General features: G+C 71.6%; 16 protein-coding genes. 7 read left to right on the top strand and 9 right to left on the bottom strand.

All coding sequences use genetic code 11. The features are described from left to right. Window positions 1-28 precede the first annotated feature (28 nt). Entirely contained in the window at window positions 29-250 is a 222-nt protein-coding gene (locus ACFFIA_RS09130) for a hypothetical protein (RefSeq protein ID WP_377248498.1), read from the top strand. Between the two features lie 470 nt (window positions 251-720). Beyond that, on the top strand, window positions 721-2,712 hold the full coding sequence (locus tag ACFFIA_RS09125) for a phage tail tape measure protein (RefSeq protein ID WP_377248495.1): 1,992 nt from the start codon (window positions 721-723) through the stop codon (window positions 2,710-2,712). Window positions 2,713-2,774: 62 nt separating this feature from the next. On the opposite strand, the gene ACFFIA_RS09120 is transcribed toward ACFFIA_RS09125, so the two are convergent. The 4 genes from ACFFIA_RS09120 to ACFFIA_RS09105 form a co-directional block, all read right to left on the bottom strand. Then, window positions 2,775-3,071 carry a DUF6907 domain-containing protein gene (locus tag ACFFIA_RS09120; protein WP_377248493.1) on the bottom strand — a complete coding sequence of 99 codons (297 nt, stop codon included), beginning with the start codon at window positions 3,069-3,071 and terminating at the stop codon, window positions 2,775-2,777. Between the two features lie 80 nt (window positions 3,072-3,151). Further along, a complete protein-coding gene (locus tag ACFFIA_RS09115; protein WP_377248490.1) occupies window positions 3,152-3,415 on the bottom strand; it encodes a hypothetical protein in 264 nt (87 codons plus the stop codon). Then, window positions 3,412-3,768 (bottom strand): hypothetical protein, encoded by a 357-nt coding sequence (locus ACFFIA_RS09110; protein ID WP_377248487.1) that lies wholly within the window; start codon window positions 3,766-3,768, stop codon window positions 3,412-3,414. The genes ACFFIA_RS09115 and ACFFIA_RS09110 overlap by 4 nt, the downstream gene beginning before the upstream one ends. 457 nt (window positions 3,769-4,225) lie before the next feature. Continuing rightward, window positions 4,226-4,753, bottom strand: coding sequence for a GNAT family N-acetyltransferase (locus tag ACFFIA_RS09105; protein WP_377248485.1), 528 nt, complete (start codon window positions 4,751-4,753; stop codon window positions 4,226-4,228). A 71-nt stretch (window positions 4,754-4,824) separates the two neighbouring features. Here ACFFIA_RS09105 and ACFFIA_RS09100 point away from each other — a divergent pair, with 71 nt between their 5' ends. After that, window positions 4,825-5,517: a neutral zinc metallopeptidase gene (locus tag ACFFIA_RS09100; protein ID WP_377248483.1), complete on the top strand. Its 693-nt coding sequence runs from the start codon at window positions 4,825-4,827 to the stop codon at window positions 5,515-5,517. A 64-nt stretch (window positions 5,518-5,581) separates the two neighbouring features. After that, a complete protein-coding gene (locus ACFFIA_RS09095; RefSeq protein WP_377248481.1) occupies window positions 5,582-6,265 on the top strand; it encodes an HAD family hydrolase in 684 nt (227 codons plus the stop codon). 134 nt (window positions 6,266-6,399) lie between these two features. Here ACFFIA_RS09095 and ACFFIA_RS09090 read toward each other — a convergent pair whose 3' ends face one another. The 5 genes from ACFFIA_RS09090 to ACFFIA_RS09070 form a co-directional block, all read right to left on the bottom strand. Next, window positions 6,400-8,949, bottom strand: coding sequence for an ABC transporter permease (locus ACFFIA_RS09090; protein ID WP_377248478.1), 2,550 nt, complete (start codon window positions 8,947-8,949; stop codon window positions 6,400-6,402). A 70-nt stretch (window positions 8,950-9,019) separates the two neighbouring features. Further along, window positions 9,020-9,790, bottom strand: coding sequence for an ABC transporter ATP-binding protein (locus ACFFIA_RS09085; protein ID WP_377248475.1), 771 nt, complete (start codon window positions 9,788-9,790; stop codon window positions 9,020-9,022). Window positions 9,791-10,216: 426 nt separating this feature from the next. Next, entirely contained in the window at window positions 10,217-10,891 is a 675-nt protein-coding gene (locus ACFFIA_RS09080; protein WP_377248472.1) for a response regulator, read from the bottom strand. Window positions 10,892-10,911: 20 nt separating this feature from the next. Next, window positions 10,912-12,147 carry a sensor histidine kinase gene (locus ACFFIA_RS09075; RefSeq protein ID WP_377248469.1) on the bottom strand — a complete coding sequence of 412 codons (1,236 nt, stop codon included), beginning with the start codon at window positions 12,145-12,147 and terminating at the stop codon, window positions 10,912-10,914. Window positions 12,148-12,361: 214 nt separating this feature from the next. After that, window positions 12,362-13,285 carry a RecB family exonuclease gene (locus ACFFIA_RS09070; protein WP_377248466.1) on the bottom strand — a complete coding sequence of 308 codons (924 nt, stop codon included), beginning with the start codon at window positions 13,283-13,285 and terminating at the stop codon, window positions 12,362-12,364. Window positions 13,286-13,439: 154 nt separating this feature from the next. Between ACFFIA_RS09070 and ACFFIA_RS09065 the strand changes: the two genes are divergently transcribed. The 3 genes from ACFFIA_RS09065 (at window position 13,440) to ACFFIA_RS09055 (ending at window position 16,240) form a co-directional block, all read left to right on the top strand. Continuing rightward, window positions 13,440-14,531, top strand: a complete 1,092-nt coding sequence (locus tag ACFFIA_RS09065; RefSeq protein WP_377248610.1) for a site-2 protease family protein — start codon at window positions 13,440-13,442, stop codon at window positions 14,529-14,531. 73 nt (window positions 14,532-14,604) lie between these two features. Beyond that, window positions 14,605-15,660 (top strand): tRNA (adenine-N1)-methyltransferase, encoded by a 1,056-nt coding sequence (locus ACFFIA_RS09060; protein WP_377248463.1) that lies wholly within the window; start codon window positions 14,605-14,607, stop codon window positions 15,658-15,660. Beyond that, window positions 15,653-16,240 (top strand): hypothetical protein, encoded by a 588-nt coding sequence (locus tag ACFFIA_RS09055; RefSeq protein ID WP_377248460.1) that lies wholly within the window; start codon window positions 15,653-15,655, stop codon window positions 16,238-16,240. Before ACFFIA_RS09060 ends, ACFFIA_RS09055 begins: the two co-directional genes overlap by 8 nt. Window positions 16,241-16,321: the final 81 nt, after the last annotated feature.

The raw sequence follows: 16,321 nt of genomic DNA, 5'->3' as shown, positions 1-16,321 counted from the left end.
GGGTAGCTACACGCCCACCATTCGCGAGGTGCTGATCGGCATGTGGTACCTGGTCGCCGAGACGCAGATGGAGACCACCGGACGCCGCAACCCCCAGTACGACCTGTTGCGGGCGGGCAAAGACGTGGTGCTTTCCCGGGAGTCGCTGGCCTCGGCCGCACCGCACAGCGCCATGCCCGACCTCAGCGCGAGCGCGTGGTGGAAGCTCTCCGGCGGAAACACGCTCACGGCGGCCCCAGCGCCCGACTGAGCCCCCGCACCGCCACGCCCCACCCCCGGGGTACCCACAACTGCACAGAGGCTTCTCCGGCCCGCACGGGCCGCGCGCGGTAGGCCAGATCGCGCACCCTCGGCTGGCCACGAGGGCAGGCAACCGCAAGGCGCCCACCACGGGCACGACGTGCGGGTCGGAGGACAAACCCGGTGCGGGCTGGCGCGTCAACGTCAGTCCACTCAGGACACTGGACAGCGATGGTGGGGAGCGTGGTCCCTTCTCCCGCGAAGATCCACCAGCGCGCCGCCCGCACCGACACACATCGATGTTCACACAGCGTGACGGGGGTGGGGGGTGCCCCCCGGGCCGGGGGACGGAACGGCGGCGGGGGTTAGCGTCTGCCAGCCTGTGCAAAACTCAAACCTCCCGCGCCAGTTACAGACCGTGACATACCTACACATAATGTCTAGACATAACGACATGAACCGTTAGGAGGTGGACGAACCGTGAGTACGCTCGCTGACCTGTTGATCAGGGTCGGGATCGACTCGGGCGGCGTGGACAAGGGCGCCCGGGGCATCGCCGGCAAGCTGGAGAAGACCTGGGGCCACATGAAGCAGACCGCGGCGGTGGCCGGTGCCGCCGCTGGCGCCGCGGCGGCCGCCGGGGTGATGAAGACGATGGAGCTCGGCGCGGCCAACGACAAGCTCGCCGCGCAGCTCGGCGCGACCGCCGAGGAGGCCGACCGGCTCGGCAAGGTGGCCGGCGACCTGTATGCCGGTGGCTGGGCCGCCAGCGTCGATGAGGTGAACAACGCGGTCGGCTCGGTGGTCTCCTCGATCGAGGGCATGCGGTCGGCGTCCGGTGCGGCGCTGGAGGACATGTCCACCAAGGCGCTCGCGTTCGCGCAGGCGTTCGAGCTGGACGTGGCCGACGCCGCCCAGTACGCCGGGAGCCTGATCCACAACGGCTTGGCCAAGGACGGTACCGAGGCGTTCGACCTGCTGACCGTCGCGAGTCGCAAGGTGCCCAAGAAGCTGGTGCCCGATGTGTTGGAGGTGGCCAACGAGTACGGCCAGTTCTTCAAGATGGTCGGCTTCTCCGGCAACGAGGCGTTCGGCCTGCTGACCGCGGCGGCCGGCAAGGGCTCGTGGGGCATCGACAAGGCCGCGGACGCCGTCAAAGAGTTCGGGATCTTGGCGACCGAGCTGGACGGCCCGGCAGCCGAGGCGTTCAAGACGCTCGGGTTCAACGCCCGGACCATGTCCACCGACCTGCTCGCCGGCGGCGACACCGCGCGGGCGGCGTTCGAGAAGACCGTTACCGGACTGCTCAAGGTCAAGGACCCGGCCGACCAGGCGCAGTTGGCCCTCAAGCTGTTCGGGGCGCCGTTGGAGGATCTGTCCAAGAGCGAGATCCCCGACTTCCTCAAGACTCTCGACGCTGCGTCGGCGGGGCTGGGCAAGACCGAGGGCGCATCGGCGGGGCTGGTCGATCAACTGTCCGGCAACGCCAAGTCGAGCCTGTTGGCGTTCAAGAACAGCGCGGAGATGGCGCTCGTGGGGGCGCTGGAGAAGGCCGCCCCGTGGCTGGAGAAGACGGCGAAGTTCTTGCAGGACAACGCTTCCTGGGTTGTGCCGCTCGTGGCGACGCTGGCCACGTTCGCCGCCGTCGTATACGCGATCATCGTTGCGATGAAGATCTGGACGGCAGTGCAGGCCGCCTGGGGCATCGTGACGGCGATCAGCCTTGGGCCGATCACGCTCATCGTCCTCGCTATCATCGCATTGATCGCTATCATCGTGCTGATCGCGAAGAAAACCGACTGGTTCGGCAAGCTGTGGGGCGTCATCTGGGGCGCGATCAAGGCCGCCTTCTGGGCCGCAGTCGACTTCATCGTCGGCTACTGGAAGTGGGTCATCGGCCTGATCGTCTCTGTGGCGAAGGCGTGGTGGTCGCTGTTCTCCGGCTTCTGGACCGGCGCCTGGAAGTGGATCACTGACAAGATCGGTGATTTCGTGGGCTTCGTGAAGGGCCTCAAGACGAAGATCACGAGCGCGGCCAAGGGCGTGTTCGACGGTTTCGTCGCCGCGATCAAGGGCGGCATCAACACCGTGATCCGGCTATGGAACCGGCTCGACTTGGGCTGGGAGATCGCCATCCCGTCGTTCGTGCCGCTCATCGGCGGCAAGCGGTTCAGCATCCCCGACCTGATCCCCGACATCCCCATGCTCGCCGACGGCGGCATCGTCGGCGCCCGCCCGGGCGGCACCCTCGCCTTGCTCGGCGAGGGCGGCCAGGACGAAGCCGTGGTACCACTCCCGCGCGGGGTAAAGCGGATGGGCGCAGGCGGAGGCGACACCCACGTCACCGTCCAGGGCGGAGGCGGGTCCAGCGCCGAGCAGAAGATCGTGGACCTCATCCTGTTCCTGATCCGCACCGGCAAGATCAAGCTAAGGGTGCGGTCCAACGGCGACGTCGCGGTGGTGAGCAGCTGACCCAGCACGACGAAGCGGCCCGGTCCTCCATGCGGAGAGCCGGGCCGCTTCGTCGTGCTGGGTCAGTCCGCCTCGGCCAGCCTCAGCGCGAGTTCCAGTGCGGCCATCACCTGGCGGACGATGGCCGGGGGTGCAGGGTCGAGCCCCGACACGCTGATGTCGGTGGAGCTGCGGCGCCCGGTCTCGAAGTCATCGACCGCGCAGAGATCCACGGTCACCTCCGAGTGCCCGTGTTCGCCGGGCACCGCCGGGATACGCAGGATGTCCCCGTAGTGGCTGCGCGATTGGACCATCGCCTCAGCGTCAAGGTGGTCGTCGTGGTCGACGGTGCACCACGCCGGGCAGGGCAGGTTCCGCACAGCCAGCCTCCTCGGTCGCCGCCGCGGCGCCCGGCGCTCGCGGATGGGGTGATGAGGGTACGTCGGTGGGCGAGTGATCCTCACGCCGTCTCACCCGCCCACGCGGTCACCTGCGTGAGCGCGTCGCGCACCTTGCCGGCCGCGTCGAGCGTGATGAGGAACGACAGGTGCACCGCGCCGTCCGTGACGTCCAGGAACACCATGCGCGGCCGGTCGGCGCCGGCGCTCCGGGCCTCCACGAGCTGCACCGCGAGGGGCGCAGCCCGCAGGATGGGCGAGCGGTGCCCCACCTTGGCGCACGTGGCGTGCTCGGGTGCCCGCTGGCACCACGCCGGGGCGCTCACCGGTCACCGCCGGGGTTGTCGCGGTGCGCGGCGGCGTCGCGGTTGCCCTCCTCGACGGTGGCGACCACGCTGGACCACTTCCGGCACGTGCACAGCACGTCGATGCCGGTCGCGCCCTGGCGCATGTACGTCAGGTGCTCCATCGTGCGCGGGAACCGGGCCAGCACCGCGGCGCGCTCCCGGTCGGTCAGCTCGGCGCGGTGCGCCCAGGAGTCGAGCAGGCCGGCCGCGATGACGCGGTCGACGTTGCCCCACGCCAGGATCGCGGCCTCAGCGCGGTCGATGACGGGGTGTTCCCCACGCGGGTACGCCGCCAGTAGCTCGGCGTCGGTGGGATCAGGGATGATAGCCATTGGGTCAGGACTCACTTCCTGATCAAGGCCCCAGCCGGTGGGTAGAGTCGCCGCGCTGGGGCCGCCTACTTGGGGCAGTGTTTGGGCACTCCGTGGGCACAAGCCACCGAGAAATGCCGTGAGATTGTGTGAGTGACTGTGAGCTATACGCCCTGGTCACAGCCCCTTCTCGGGGCGCACTCGCAGGTCAGAGACCTGCCGCAATCTCTTCAACGCCAAGTAGCGGCAGCGCCCGTACGGCAGCGGAGACGGTCGGATTTCCACGATCAGGCCGTCTCCAGGCCGTCCGGCTGGCCAGGGCCCGGTCGATCGCGCCGCGGATGTCGGGGCTACGCGCTGCTCGGACCGCGCTCCAGGGGATGGGGTAGGTCGGAGGGCAGGAGCCGGGCGGGGTTGGTCGCCCCCGCTGCCAGCATGCCAGCCCGGCTGTCCACAGTGGTGCCAGCGACGCGCGCTCTCACCTCGCGTCGTGGTCGGGGCGGAGGAGGGAGTACATCACCAGGTCTCGCCAGCGTCCGGCGCGAAACTGGGTCGAGCGCAACACTCCCTCGCGGGCGAAGCCGATCCGCGCGAGCGCGTGCTGCTCGGCCAGGTTCTCCGTGTCGGTGTACGCCTCGATCCGCTGCGCCGCGGTCGTGTCGAAGAGGTAGCCCACCAGCAGCCGCTGCGCGGCCGTGCCCACGCCCCGGCCGCGGTGGTCGGGGAGGAGCGCGATGCCGATGGTCCAGCACCACCAGGCTGGCATGCCGTACTCCGTTCGACTCCAGGAGACCGTGCCCACGGCGGCGCCGTCGTGGACGACGATGAGCACGCCGCCGTCGGGGCCGACGAGGCCGTCGTCGTCGAAGCGCCGGCGGGTCGCGCGGACGTCGCGGAAGCCGGACCAGTTGAACCTGCCGGCCGCCTCGGGATCGACCGCCTGCCGCTCGAAGAGCCAGAAGTCGTCGGCGGTGACCGGCCGCAACGCCACCTCAGCCTCGTCCACGGCCGCCAGCGTAGACGCGGCACGCCGCGCGGATCCGCTTCGGTCTCGTCGCGGGCGGGTAGAACGGGGGCGTGACGACGAGGTGGGTACGGCTCTCCGGTCTGGTGCTGGCGCTCTTCGCGGCGGCGTGCTTCGTGGGCACCGGGGAGGACCAGGGCGCCCCGCCCGAAGTGCCGCCCGCCTCGCCGGGACAGCAGGAGGACGGCACGATGACCGTCGAGGAGTTCGAGCAGGACACCGAGGGCGCGGTCGAGGTCGCCGAGGCGTACTGGGCGCAGCGCGTGCGCGACTTCGAGCCGGTGCGCCGCATCGTCCCGTACCGGCAGGAGGGCGAGGTCGCGTGCGGCGGCCAGCCGCTGACCCGCAACAACGCGGCGTACTGCTCGGCGGGCGACTTCATCGCCTACGACGTCGAGTGGGCGGTCGGCGCCTTCCGCCAGATCGGCGACGCGTTCATCTTCTACCTGCTGGGCCACGAGTACGCGCACGCCGTCCAGGTGCGCCTCGGCATCCAGTACCGCTACACGATCCAGCAGGAGTTGCAGGCCGACTGCATGGCCGGCGCGTACATCGGCGACTCGGTCAAGGCCGGCGGCCTCACGCTGGCGCGCGGCGACCTCGACGAGTTCCGGCGGGGGCTGCTGGCGGTGGGGGACGACCCGGGGCAGCCGTGGTTCGCGCCCAACGCGCACGGCACGGCCCAGCAGCGCACCAACGCGTTCTTCGAGGGGTACGAGGGCTCGCTCGAGCCGTGCGACCTCTGAGGCGTCGGCCACACCGGCGCGTACGCCGTGCCAGCCGCCGCGCCGGATCGGGGAGGATCGACCGGTGACGCAGAGCAACCCGGGTCTCGCCGCCGTTTTGTTCGACATGGACGGCACGCTCGTCGACAGCGAGCGGTTGTGGGATGTCGCCCTCCGCGAGCTTGCCATCGAGTACGGGGGAAGCCTTTCCGACGCCGCCCGGATCGCGATGGTCGGCAGCGACGCCGCCACCTCGATGCGGATCCTGCACGCCGACATCGGCCAGGAATGGCGCGAGCTTGACGCCAGCCGCGACTGGATCACGCGCCGGATGAGCGAGCTGTTCCGCACCGGGCTGGTGTGGCGGCCGGGCGCGCTGGGGCTGCTCCAGGCGGTCCGCGCGGCGCCGCTGCCCACCGCGCTGGTCACCTCCACCGCCCGCCCGCTGGTCGAGGTGGCGCTAAAGACGCTGGGCCGCGACAACTTCGACGTGGTCGTCGCCGGTGACGAGGTGCGCGCCCCCAAACCCGACCCGGAGCCCTACCGCACGGCCGCCCGCCTGCTGGGCGTGCCGATCGAGCGCTGCGTGGCGATCGAAGACTCCCGGGCGGGCGTGACGAGCGCGCTGGCCGCCGGGGCGGCGGTGCTGGGCGTGCCGAGCGAGGTGCCGCTCGACCCCTGCGAGGGCCTGCACCTGCTGGAGAGCCTGGCCGGCGTCGACCTGACCCTCCTGGGTACGCTGCTCGCCCCCGCCGAGGTCACGCGGTAGAGCGCCGCGGCCGGCCCAAACGGTGGCAGAGCGCGGCGAGCCCAAGGCGGCGGCCGAGCACCGCCGGGCGAGAGCTCAAGGAAACGTCGATGGGGGCGGCCCGCCCGAGCCGCCCCCATCTGTCCCCCGTCGGGCTATTCGTGGGCGATCGCACCGAGCACGTTCAAGCGCGCGGCGCGGATCGCGGGCAGGATCGCGGCGACCACTCCTACGATCGCTGCCAGTACCACGGCCAGCCCCATCTGGGACCAGGGAAGGACGAGGTCGGTGATGCCGTCGTCCCGGAGGGCGCGGACCACCGCGGCGCCAAGACCGGTGCCGACCACGATGCCGAGGATCGCCCCGAACATCGAGATCACCACGGCCTCGACCGTGACCATGCGCATCGTCTGCGCGCGGCGCAGGCCGATGGCGCGCAGCAGACCCAGCTCGCGGGTCCGCTCCAGCACCGACAGCGCCAGCGTGTTGACGATGCCGAGTACGGCGATCAGGATCGCCAGCGCCAGCAACACCTGGATCATGAGCAGGATCTGGTCGAAGCCGCTGGTCTGCTGCTCGATGAACTTGCTCCGGTCGGCCACCGACACCTCGGGGCTGTCCGCGAGCAGGCGGTCGACCTGCGGCTCCACCTGGCTGACCGGCGTGCCCGGGGCGAGCTGGATGAAGCCCTGCATCGGCTGCGGGTTGGCGAAGTCCCTGGTCGCCTCCTGCGGCAGCACGAAGCCGCCGTACAGGTCGGACTCCTTGTAGATGCCGGAGAGCGTGTAGGTCTGCGCGTCGCCCCGGGAGAGCTGGACCGTGAGCGTCGAGCCCACCGACAGACCCAGGTCGGCCGCGGTCTTGGAGTCGACCAGCAACTGGTTGGGCGCGAGCGAGCCGATGTCGCCGGCCGAGACCTCGGCCCGGTAGACGTCACGCAGCGCGGCGACGTCGGTGACCGCGGTGAGGTACTCCCGCTCGCCGTTGACCTCGCCCAGGTCGGCGTACATGCCGGCCGCGGCCCGTACCCCCGGAATGCTTCTGGCCTGGTCGATGACCGCGGCGTCGAAGGACGGCGGGCGCGGCCCGCTCTGCACGCCGGAGATGACCAGCTCCGCGTTGATCGTGTTCTCGGCGAGCTTGGTGATGCTCGACTTCGCCGAGTCGAGCAGCACCGTGACGCCGGTGACCAGCGCGATGCCGACCATCAGCGCGGCCGCCGTGATGGCTGTCCGCCGCGGGTTGCGGCCGGAGTTGAGGCGGCCCAGCTTGCCCGGCACCGACCAGGAGAAGATCCGGCCGAGCAGGCTCACCACGGGCCGGCTCACCAGCGGGGTGAGCAGCGCCACGCCGATGAACGTGACCAGTACGCCGCCCAGGATCGTCCACAGTGTCGCGTCGCCGCCGGCGTTGCCGGTGAGGCCGAGCGCGAGCAGCGCACCGCCCACGGCGCCGACGATCGCGCCGGCGACGGTGATCTTCGTGAGCGGACGGTCGGGCGTGGCGACCTCCTGCATCGCGGCGACCGGCGGGATGCGGGAGGCCCGCAGCGCCGGGAGCACCGCGGCGACCACCGTCACCAGCAGGCCGACCAGGAAGGAGCTGATCACCGCCGAGGCCGGCACGCCGACCGACGCCATCTCGAGGCCGCCCACCTGGCCGAAGACGAAGGCGAGCAGCGCGCCCACCCCGACGCCGGCGCCCAGGCCGAGCACGGAGGCGACCAGGCCGATGACGACCGCCTCGATGAGCACCGAGCCGATCATCTGCCGGCGGCTGGCGCCGACCGCGCGCATCAGCGCCAGCTCGCGCGTGCGCTGGGCCACGATGATCGAGAACGTGTTGAGGATCAGGAAGATGCCGACGAACAGCGCCACGCCGGCGAAGCCGAGCAGGATGTTGTTGAAGAAGCTCAGCCCCTGCTTGAGGCCCCCGGCGGCGTCGTCGGCGAGCTGCTGGCCGGTCTTCACCTGGTAGTCGCCGCCGAGCGTGGCGGCGATGTCGTCGCGCAGTTGCTCGTGCGTGACGCCGCTGGCGGCCTTGACGGTGATGCCGTTCCACATGCCGGTCTCGCCGAGCATCAGCTTCTGCGCCACCGGCTCCGTGAACTGCACCTGCTGCACGCCGCCAAGGCTGTCGCGACCACCGCTGTAGCCGAAGACGCCGACGATCGTGAAGTCCTGGCGCGGCTCGCGGGTGAGGACGCCGACCGTGTCGCCCACCTTCACCTTGGCCGCGTCGGCGAGCGTGGCGTTGATGGCGATCTCGTTGTCGGCGGCCGGACCGCGCCCCTCGCGCAGCTCGATGAGCTCGTCCTGCGCGTTCCAGCTCTCGCCGAGCTGCGGCGGGCCGAACGAGGTGACCACCTTGCCGTTGGTGCCGATGAGGCGGGCGCCGTCGGTGGAGACGAAGCCGGTGGCCTGGGCCACGCCCGGCACCGCCTTCACCTTGTCCACAGTGGAGGCCGGGAACGGTGCGGCGGCCTGCTCGCCCTCGAACTCGCTCACCGACACCTTGGGCTTGGCGGCCACGCCCACGTCGGTGTGCGCGTACGCCGTGGAGAAGATCGAGTCGAACGAGCGGCCGAGCGTGTCGGTGAGCACGAAGGCCCCGGACACGAACATCACGCCCAGGACGACCGCCAGCCCGGACAGGATCAGCCGGAGCTTGCGCGCCATGAGGCTCTTCATGGTTGCGCGGATCATGGCGTCGTCACCTCCGTCAGGGCGTGGCCCGCGGCGCCGGAGGGCGCGGCGGATCGGGCGGGAAACGTCTTCACTGGGCTGCCTCGCCGGCCAGCACGTCGAGTCGCTTCATCGTGTCGAGCACCGTCTCCGGGGTCGGGTCGTAAAGCTCGGAGACGATCTGGCCGTCGGCGAGGAAGACCACGCGGTCCGCGTACGAGGCGGCCACCGGGTCGTGGGTCACCATGACGATCGTCTGCCCGTACTCCCGGACGGAGCGCTGGAGGAACGCGAGCACCTCGGCGCCGGATCGGGAGTCGAGGTTGCCGGTCGGCTCGTCCGCGAAGATCACCTCGGGGCGGGAGACGAGCGCGCGGGCGCACGCCACGCGCTGCTGCTGGCCGCCGGAGAGCTGGTTGGGGCGGTGGCCGAGGCGGTCGCCGAGCCCCACCGTGGTGATCACCGTGTCGAACCACTCCTGATCGGGCTTGCGCCCGGCGATGGAGAGCGGCAGCAGGATGTTCTCCTTCGCGGAGAGCGTGGGCAGCAGGTTGAACTGCTGGAAGATGAAGCCCACCTTGTCGCGGCGGAGCTTGGTCAGGCCGGCGTCACCGAGCCCGGTGACCACCGTCTCGCCGATCGCCACCTGGCCCCGGGTCACCGAGTCGAGCCCGGCGAGGCAGTGCATCAGCGTGGACTTGCCGGAGCCGGACGGCCCCATGATCGCGGTGAAACGCCCCCGGTCGAACTCGGCGGTCACCCCTCGCAGCGCGACCACCTGGGCCTCGCCGGCGCCGTACACCTTCCACACGTCGGTGGCGCGGGCGGCCACGTGCGTGTCGCGGGCTGCCGTCGTTGTCACTCGTCCCCCTCAAGAGAATCTGGTCCGGCCGGACGCGTTGGACCGGCCGGCAGCATCCATGTTCACGGCGAGGCCGGGGAGAATCGTCCGCCTCCGGGGGGAACCCGTTCCCCACCTTTGGATGCGGGCGCCCCCCGAGGAACGCTCAGGGTTGCCCCTGAGCGCGCCTCCGCACATGGCCTCTGCCGAGGCCATCCCCCGATCGCTCATGCCCGTCCTCGCTGCGCCGCGGGCGGGCACGAGGCTCCAGTTGCACTGTGCCCAATGACTCGCTCGCTCCGCTCGCTCATGACGGATCTCACGCTAGGTCACTAAAGGGCCCGAGCCGTCGTGCTTGCGGAGAGTCTTCGGGTACGTCGTGCGCAATGCGCCGGGTACCCGATGTCACCCCGGAGGAGTAGGGCGCGGTCCCCCTGGAGACGAGCGCTACGCGCCGGGGCGGACGAGGCCGGTCTCGTAGGCGAGTACGACCGCCTGCACGCGGTCCCGGAGGCCGAGCTTGGTGAGCACATGCCCGACGTGCGTCTTGATCGTGGTCTCGCTGACCGACAGCTCGCTGGCGATCTCCGCGTTGGAGAGCCCTTTCGCCACCTGTACGAGCACCTCCCGCTCCCGCTCGGTCAGCGAGTCGAGCGCCTTCGGCGGGGTGGCGGAGGGGTCGGGCAGGCTCTCCGCGAACCGGTCGAGCAGCCGCTTGAGGATCCGCGGCGCCACCACCGCCTCGCCGGCCGCCACCGTGCGGATCGCGGTCACCAGGTCCTCCGCCGGTACGTCCTTGGCGAGGAAGCCGCTCGCGCCGGCCCGGAGCGCGCCCACCACGTACTCGTCGAGGTCGAAGGTGGTGAGGATGAGCACGCGCACCGGCAGGCGGGCGTCGACGATCGCGCGGGTCGCCGCCACCCCGTCGAGGCGGGGCATCCGGATGTCCATCAGCACCACGTCGGGCAGCAGCCGGCGGGCGAGGTCGACCGCCTCGGCGCCGTCGCCCGCCTCGCCGACGATGTCCAGGTCCTCCTCGGCGCCGAGCACCATCCGGAACCCGGTCCGCAGCAGCGGCTGGTCGTCGGCGAGCAGGATCCGCACCGGCCGTTCCTGAGTCACGCTGGTCTCCTCTGCCGCGGTCACGCCTGTTCCATGGGGATCTTCGCGTATACCCGGAAGCCGCCGCCGGGCCGGGGGCCGGTGCGGAGCGTGCCGCCGTACAGGGCGACCCGCTCGCGCATGCCGACGAGCCCGTGCCCCACCGACTGGTCCGAGCCGGGCGCGGGGCCGCGGCCGGTGTCGAAGACCTCGACGATCAGCCAGTACACGCCGAAGCTGAGCCGCACGTGGGCGGTGGCGTTGCCGGCGTGCTTGAGCGTGTTGGTGAGCGCCTCCTGCACGATCCGGTAGATCGCGAGCGCGACGCCGGAGTCGAGCGGGCCGGGCGTGCCGTCGACCCGCAGTGTGACCGGGAGGCCCGCCTCGCGTACCTGCTCTACCAGCGCCTCGATGCCCGCCAGGCCGGGCTGCGGGGACATCTCGGCGGCCGGTTCGGCGTCGGTGCGGAGCACGTCGAGCAGGCGGCGCATCTCGCGCAGCGTGGTGCGGCTGGTGTCCTCGATCGTGGCGAGCGCCTCGTCGGCCGCCTCCGCGTCCCGATTGAGCACGCGGCGCGCGCCGGTCGCCAGTACCCCCATCACGCTCACGTGGTGGGCGACCATGTCGTGCAGCTCGCGCGCGATGCGCCGGCGCTCGTCGCCGACCGCCTGCTCGGCCAGGGCCCGCTGGTTGGCCTCGGCGGCGATCGCCCGCTCCTCCAGCGCCAGGGTCGAGGTGCGGCGGGAGTGCACCGTACGTCCGATGAGGAAGGTCACCAGCGCCATCAGGCCGTTGATGAACATGAGGTAGGCGGCGGACATGCCGTCGAGCCGGTAGTCGGAGGGGGTGGCCAGGTTGAGCACGAGCACGGGCAGCCACAGCACCACCGCGGTCGTGGCGGCCCGGCGCAGCGGGAGGCGGGCCGCCACCGTGTACGTGACCAGGAAGATCGCGATCGCCGCCGTCAGCGGCTGGTGGACGGTCACGACCGAGAGGAAGAGCGAGCCGAGCGCGACGACCGCGGCCGTGAACGTGGCGACCCGACGCAGCACCAGCGCGAGCCCGCCGAGCAGGCTCAAGCCGACCATCGCCGGCCAGCCGGTCGCGCGCATGTCGGGCGGGCCGAACGCGGTGAGCAGCAGCTCCGCCGCGATGACGCAGACGGTCAGCAGCGTGTCGGCCCCGAGCGCCCGCGTGTCGGCCGGGCTGAGCCGCAGCCGCGCGCGCCAGCCCTCCACCACCGGGCCACCGGCGGGCGCAGCCTCGACGCGAGCCATCCCTACCACGCTCCGTCGCTCGGCGCTCGTCCGCCGTCGTGGTTGAGCGCCGTAGCCTCGCGACTCCCGCTCATCCCTACCACGCTCCGTCGCTCGGCGCTCGTCCGCCGTCGTGGTTGAGCGCCGTAGCCTCGCGACTCCCGCTCACGCCGACCACGCTCCGCCGTCGTGCGCACGGCCCGTGGCCTCGTGACTCCCGTTCATACGAGCGAAACTATCCGCTGCGGGGCGCTTCTCCTTCGTCGCCCGCGGTGAGCCGGTCATCCTCCTGCGGGATGAGGGCGCTCGCCGCCGCCTCGTCGCCGGGCTCCGGGTAGGGCGGGGGCGTGCCGCCGTAGGCCGGGCAGAGCGCCTGGTGGCTGCACCAGTCGCAGAGGCGGCTCGGCTTGGGCCGGAAGTCGCGCTCGGCGGTGGCCCGGTCGATCGCCTGCCAGAGCGCCAGCAGCGTGCGCTCGAAGCGGACCAGCTCCTCCGGGTCGGGCGCGTAGTCGCAGATCTCCCGGTCGCGCAGGTAGAGCAGGCGCAGCACGCGCGGCACGACGCCCCGGGTGCGCCACAGCACCAGCGCGTAGAACTTCAGCTGGAACAGCGCCCGCGCCTCGAACGCCTCGCGCGGCGCGCCACCGGTCTTGTAGTCGACCACGCGTAGGTCGCCGGCGGGGGAGACGTCGAGGCGGTCGACGTAACCCCGGATCAGCAGCCGCTCGTCGACCACCGTCGAGATCAGAGCCTCCCGCTCGGCGGGCTCGAGGCGGCGCGGATCCTCGACCGTGAAGTAGCCCTCCAGCAGCTCGGCCGCCGAGGCCAGGAAGGGCTCCCGCTCGCCCTCGGGGAGCAGCTCGGCCAGCGGCGGCGCCTCCTCGACCAGCCGCTCCCACTCAGGAGTGACCAGGCCGGCCGCGGCCGCCGCGGTGCGCCTGGCCGCGGGCAGGTCGAACAGGCGCTCCAGCACCGCGTGCACCAGCGTGCCGCGGGCCTGGTCGCGAGTGGGCTGCTCGGGGAGGCGATCGATCGTGCGGAAGCGGTAGAGCAGGGGACAGGTCTTGAAGTCGGCCGCGCGCGAGGGGGAGAGCGTGGGATAGGCGGGCTGCTGTGCCGCAGTCTCACCGAGAGTCTCACCGAGCTCCGCGACCGTCATGCACAAGAGGCTATGGCACGGGTACGACATCCCCGCGCAGCGCCGCCCGGTAGGAGAGTCTCGCCGCGCGCTCGCGAACCCGTAGCATCGAGGGGTGGAGGATCGCGCGCGGCAAGACCGGACCGACCGCCGACCGGGTCTCGCCGTGGGGCGGGTGCTCGGCGTGCCGCTGTACCTCAATGCGTCGATGCTCCTGCTCGCCGTCCTGGTGACGGTGATCTACGGCGAGTTCGTCCGCCGCGAGCTCAACCTCTCCCAGGCCGCGGGCTACGCGATCGGGTTCGGTTTCGTCGTCTGCCTCCTCGGATCGGTACTCCTGCACGAACTCGGCCACGCGTTGACGGCACGCCGGTACGGTATCGGCGTGCGCGGCATCACACTGGAGCTTCTCGGCGGCTACACCGAGATGGACCGGGACGCGCCCACCCCCAAGGTCGACCTGTACGTCTCGCTGGCCGGGCCGGCCGTGTCGCTGGTGCTCGGCGTGCTGGCCACCGCGGCGACGCTCGCGCTGCCCGACCGCACGCTGCTCAACCAGCTCGCCTTCCAGCTCGCGGTGAGCAACGTCGTGGTCGCCATCTTCAACTCGCTGCCCGGCCTGCCGCTCGACGGCGGGCGGGCGCTGCGCGCGGCCGTGTGGGCGCTCAGCCGTGACCGCCACCTCGGCACCGAGGTCGCCGGCTGGGTCGGCCGGGCGGTCGCGGTCGGCACCGCCGCCCTGGTCGCGCTGCTGACCGCGGTCGGCTGGCTCTCCACGTTCGGGCTGGTGTTCATGCTGCTCGTGGCGTTCACGATGTGGCAGGGCGCCGGGCAGGCGATCCGGGTCGCCCGGATCAGCCGCCGCTTCCCGCTGATCGACGTCGCGCGGCTGGCCCGGCCCGTCTTCGCCGTACCCACCGGTACGCCGCTGGCCGAGGCGCAGCGGCGCGGCACGGACGCCGGGCGCGCGGACGCCTCGCTGGGGGTCTCCGACTCCGCCGGGCGGCTCGTGGCGCTGGTCGACCGGTCGGCGGCCGCGGCCGTGCCCGCCGAGCGCCGCCCGTGGGTCGCGGTCGACGCCGTGGCCCGGGGGATCGACGGTATCCACACCATCCCGGTCGGCACGAGCGGCGAGCAGGTGATCAAGGCGGTCCAGGCACACCCCGGCGCGCAGTACCTCGTGACCGCGGGCGACGATGTCGTCGGTGTGCTCCACGTGAGCGACCTCGCCCAACTGTTGGAACCCAACCGGAAGATGACCACGTGAGCGAGCTTGTGAGCGAACCATTGGGCTCAGCACCGCGCGGAAGCGGCGCGTCGGAGCGAAGCGAAGAGGCGCCGTGACCGCCGCGCTTTCCACCGTCGACTCCGTGCCCGCCCACCGTGGGCCCTTCCGCCCCGGCGACCGGGTGCAGCTCACCGACCCCAAGGGTCGGATGCACACGATCGTGCTGGAGCCGGGGCGCTCGTTCCACACTCACCGCGGGGCGCTGGAGCACGACGCGCTCATCGGCCTTCCGGACGGGAGCGTGGTGACATCGAGTGGTGGCACGGCCTACCTGGCGTTGCGGCCGCTACTCTCCGACTACGTGCTCTCCATGCCGCGTGGTGCCCAGGTGATCTACCCCAAAGACTCCGCCCAGATCGTCGCGATGGGCGATATCTTCCCTGGTGCGAAGGTTCTGGAGGCGGGCGCAGGCTCCGGCGCGCTCTCCTGCTCACTGCTGCGCGCGGTGGGCACCTCGGGCGAGCTGCACTCGTGGGAGGTGCGCGGCGACTTCGCCGCTATCGCCCGCAAGAACGTCGAGGCGTTCTTCGGCGGTCCCCATCCCGCGTGGCACCTGCGCGTCGGCGACGTCGTCGAATGCGACGAAACCGGATTCGACCGGATAATCCTCGACATGCTCACGCCGTGGGAGGCCCTCGACCTGGTCGAGCGGGCGCTCGTCCCCGGCGGCGTCTTCATCGGGTACGTCGCGACCGTGCCCCAGCTCTCCGAGCTGGTCGAGGCCCTGCGCGAGCGGGGCTGCTTCACCGAGCCGCGGGCGTGGGAGAGCCTGGTGCGCGACTGGCACGCCGACGGGCTCGCGGTCCGCCCCGACCACCGCATGATCGCGCACACCGCCTTCCTGGTGTCGACCCGCCGCCTCGCGCCCGGGGTCACCGCCCCGCCGCGCCGCCGCAAGCCCAGCAAGGGCGCCGAGGCGTACGCCGCTCTGCGAGCGCGAGGAGTGAGCTCCCGTGGCCCGCAGCCGCCCCGCGGCGCGGGAGATGCGAGCCCCGTGGTCGGGAGCGAAGATGGGCTCGGTAAGGCCGCCGCCGCGGGCGTGCCTCCCGGTCCGCCGCCCTCCCCGGCGGCGCCCGGCCGGGGTGAGGAGGCCGGCACGAGTGGCTAGGCCGGCGTTCGGAGGTGGTGAGCTGCCCGCGGTCTTCCCCGACTGGTCGCCGTACCAGGATCTGGACTCGGCGGCCCGGGCCTACCTGCGCGACCCCGACGTGGCCCTGGAGGCCCTGGGCGGGGTGCTGCGTGGCGCCACCGTGCTCGGCTTCACGCTCGAACGCTTCGTCAACGAGGTCAACGGCGTCTGGCAGGAGGTCGTGGTCTGCGACGGCAGCCGCCTCATCCTGTGGCACGGCGAGGACGTGGCGCCCGGCGACGGGCCGCCCGGCTCGATGACCTCGTCGCTGCGGGTCGTGCCGCTCTCCACGGTCACCGAGGTAGGCTGCCGGAGGCGCCTCACGCGCACGCCCAACGGCCAGGCGCGGGTCGACAGCATCGACGTCTACCTGCTGCTCAGCTCGCTCGACGAGGCGGGTCCCAATCCCGCCGCGCCCGCCGAGGAGCAGGCAAACTCGGTCCGGCACGACGCGCTCCGCTTCGGCAAGACTCTCGACGACGGCGGTGCGGGGCAGATCACCCGGCTGGAGGAGTTCGCGCGGCTCGTCGCGTCGATGGTCGGACGTCCGACACTCTGAGGAATGCAGCGCTGCTCGGCGGGCATTACACATGCTGCTCACCCGGGATTGCAGATCAAGAGTCAGTGACGAGGGTGTTGC

It is taken from the genome of Phytohabitans kaempferiae, from assembly GCF_042433955.1.
In the GTDB taxonomy this organism is placed as follows: Bacteria; Actinomycetota; Actinomycetes; order Mycobacteriales; family Micromonosporaceae; genus Phytohabitans; species Phytohabitans kaempferiae.
Note: the sequence above shows the minus strand (reverse complement) of the source record. Positions and strands in the feature narration are given on the sequence as shown.

Excerpts from the sequence above, each read along its gene's own strand:
- ACFFIA_RS09110 (WP_377248487.1), bottom strand. The coding sequence starts at position 3,768 with ATGGCTATCATCCCTGATCCCACCGACGCCGAGCTACTGGCGGCGTAC.
- ACFFIA_RS09090 (WP_377248478.1), bottom strand. The coding sequence starts at position 8,949 with ATGATCCGCGCAACCATGAAGAGCCTCATGGCGCGCAAGCTCCGGCTG.
- ACFFIA_RS09075 (WP_377248469.1), bottom strand. The coding sequence starts at position 12,147 with ATGGCTCGCGTCGAGGCTGCGCCCGCCGGTGGCCCGGTGGTGGAGGGC.
- ACFFIA_RS09070 (WP_377248466.1), bottom strand. The coding sequence starts at position 13,285 with ATGACGGTCGCGGAGCTCGGTGAGACTCTCGGTGAGACTGCGGCACAG.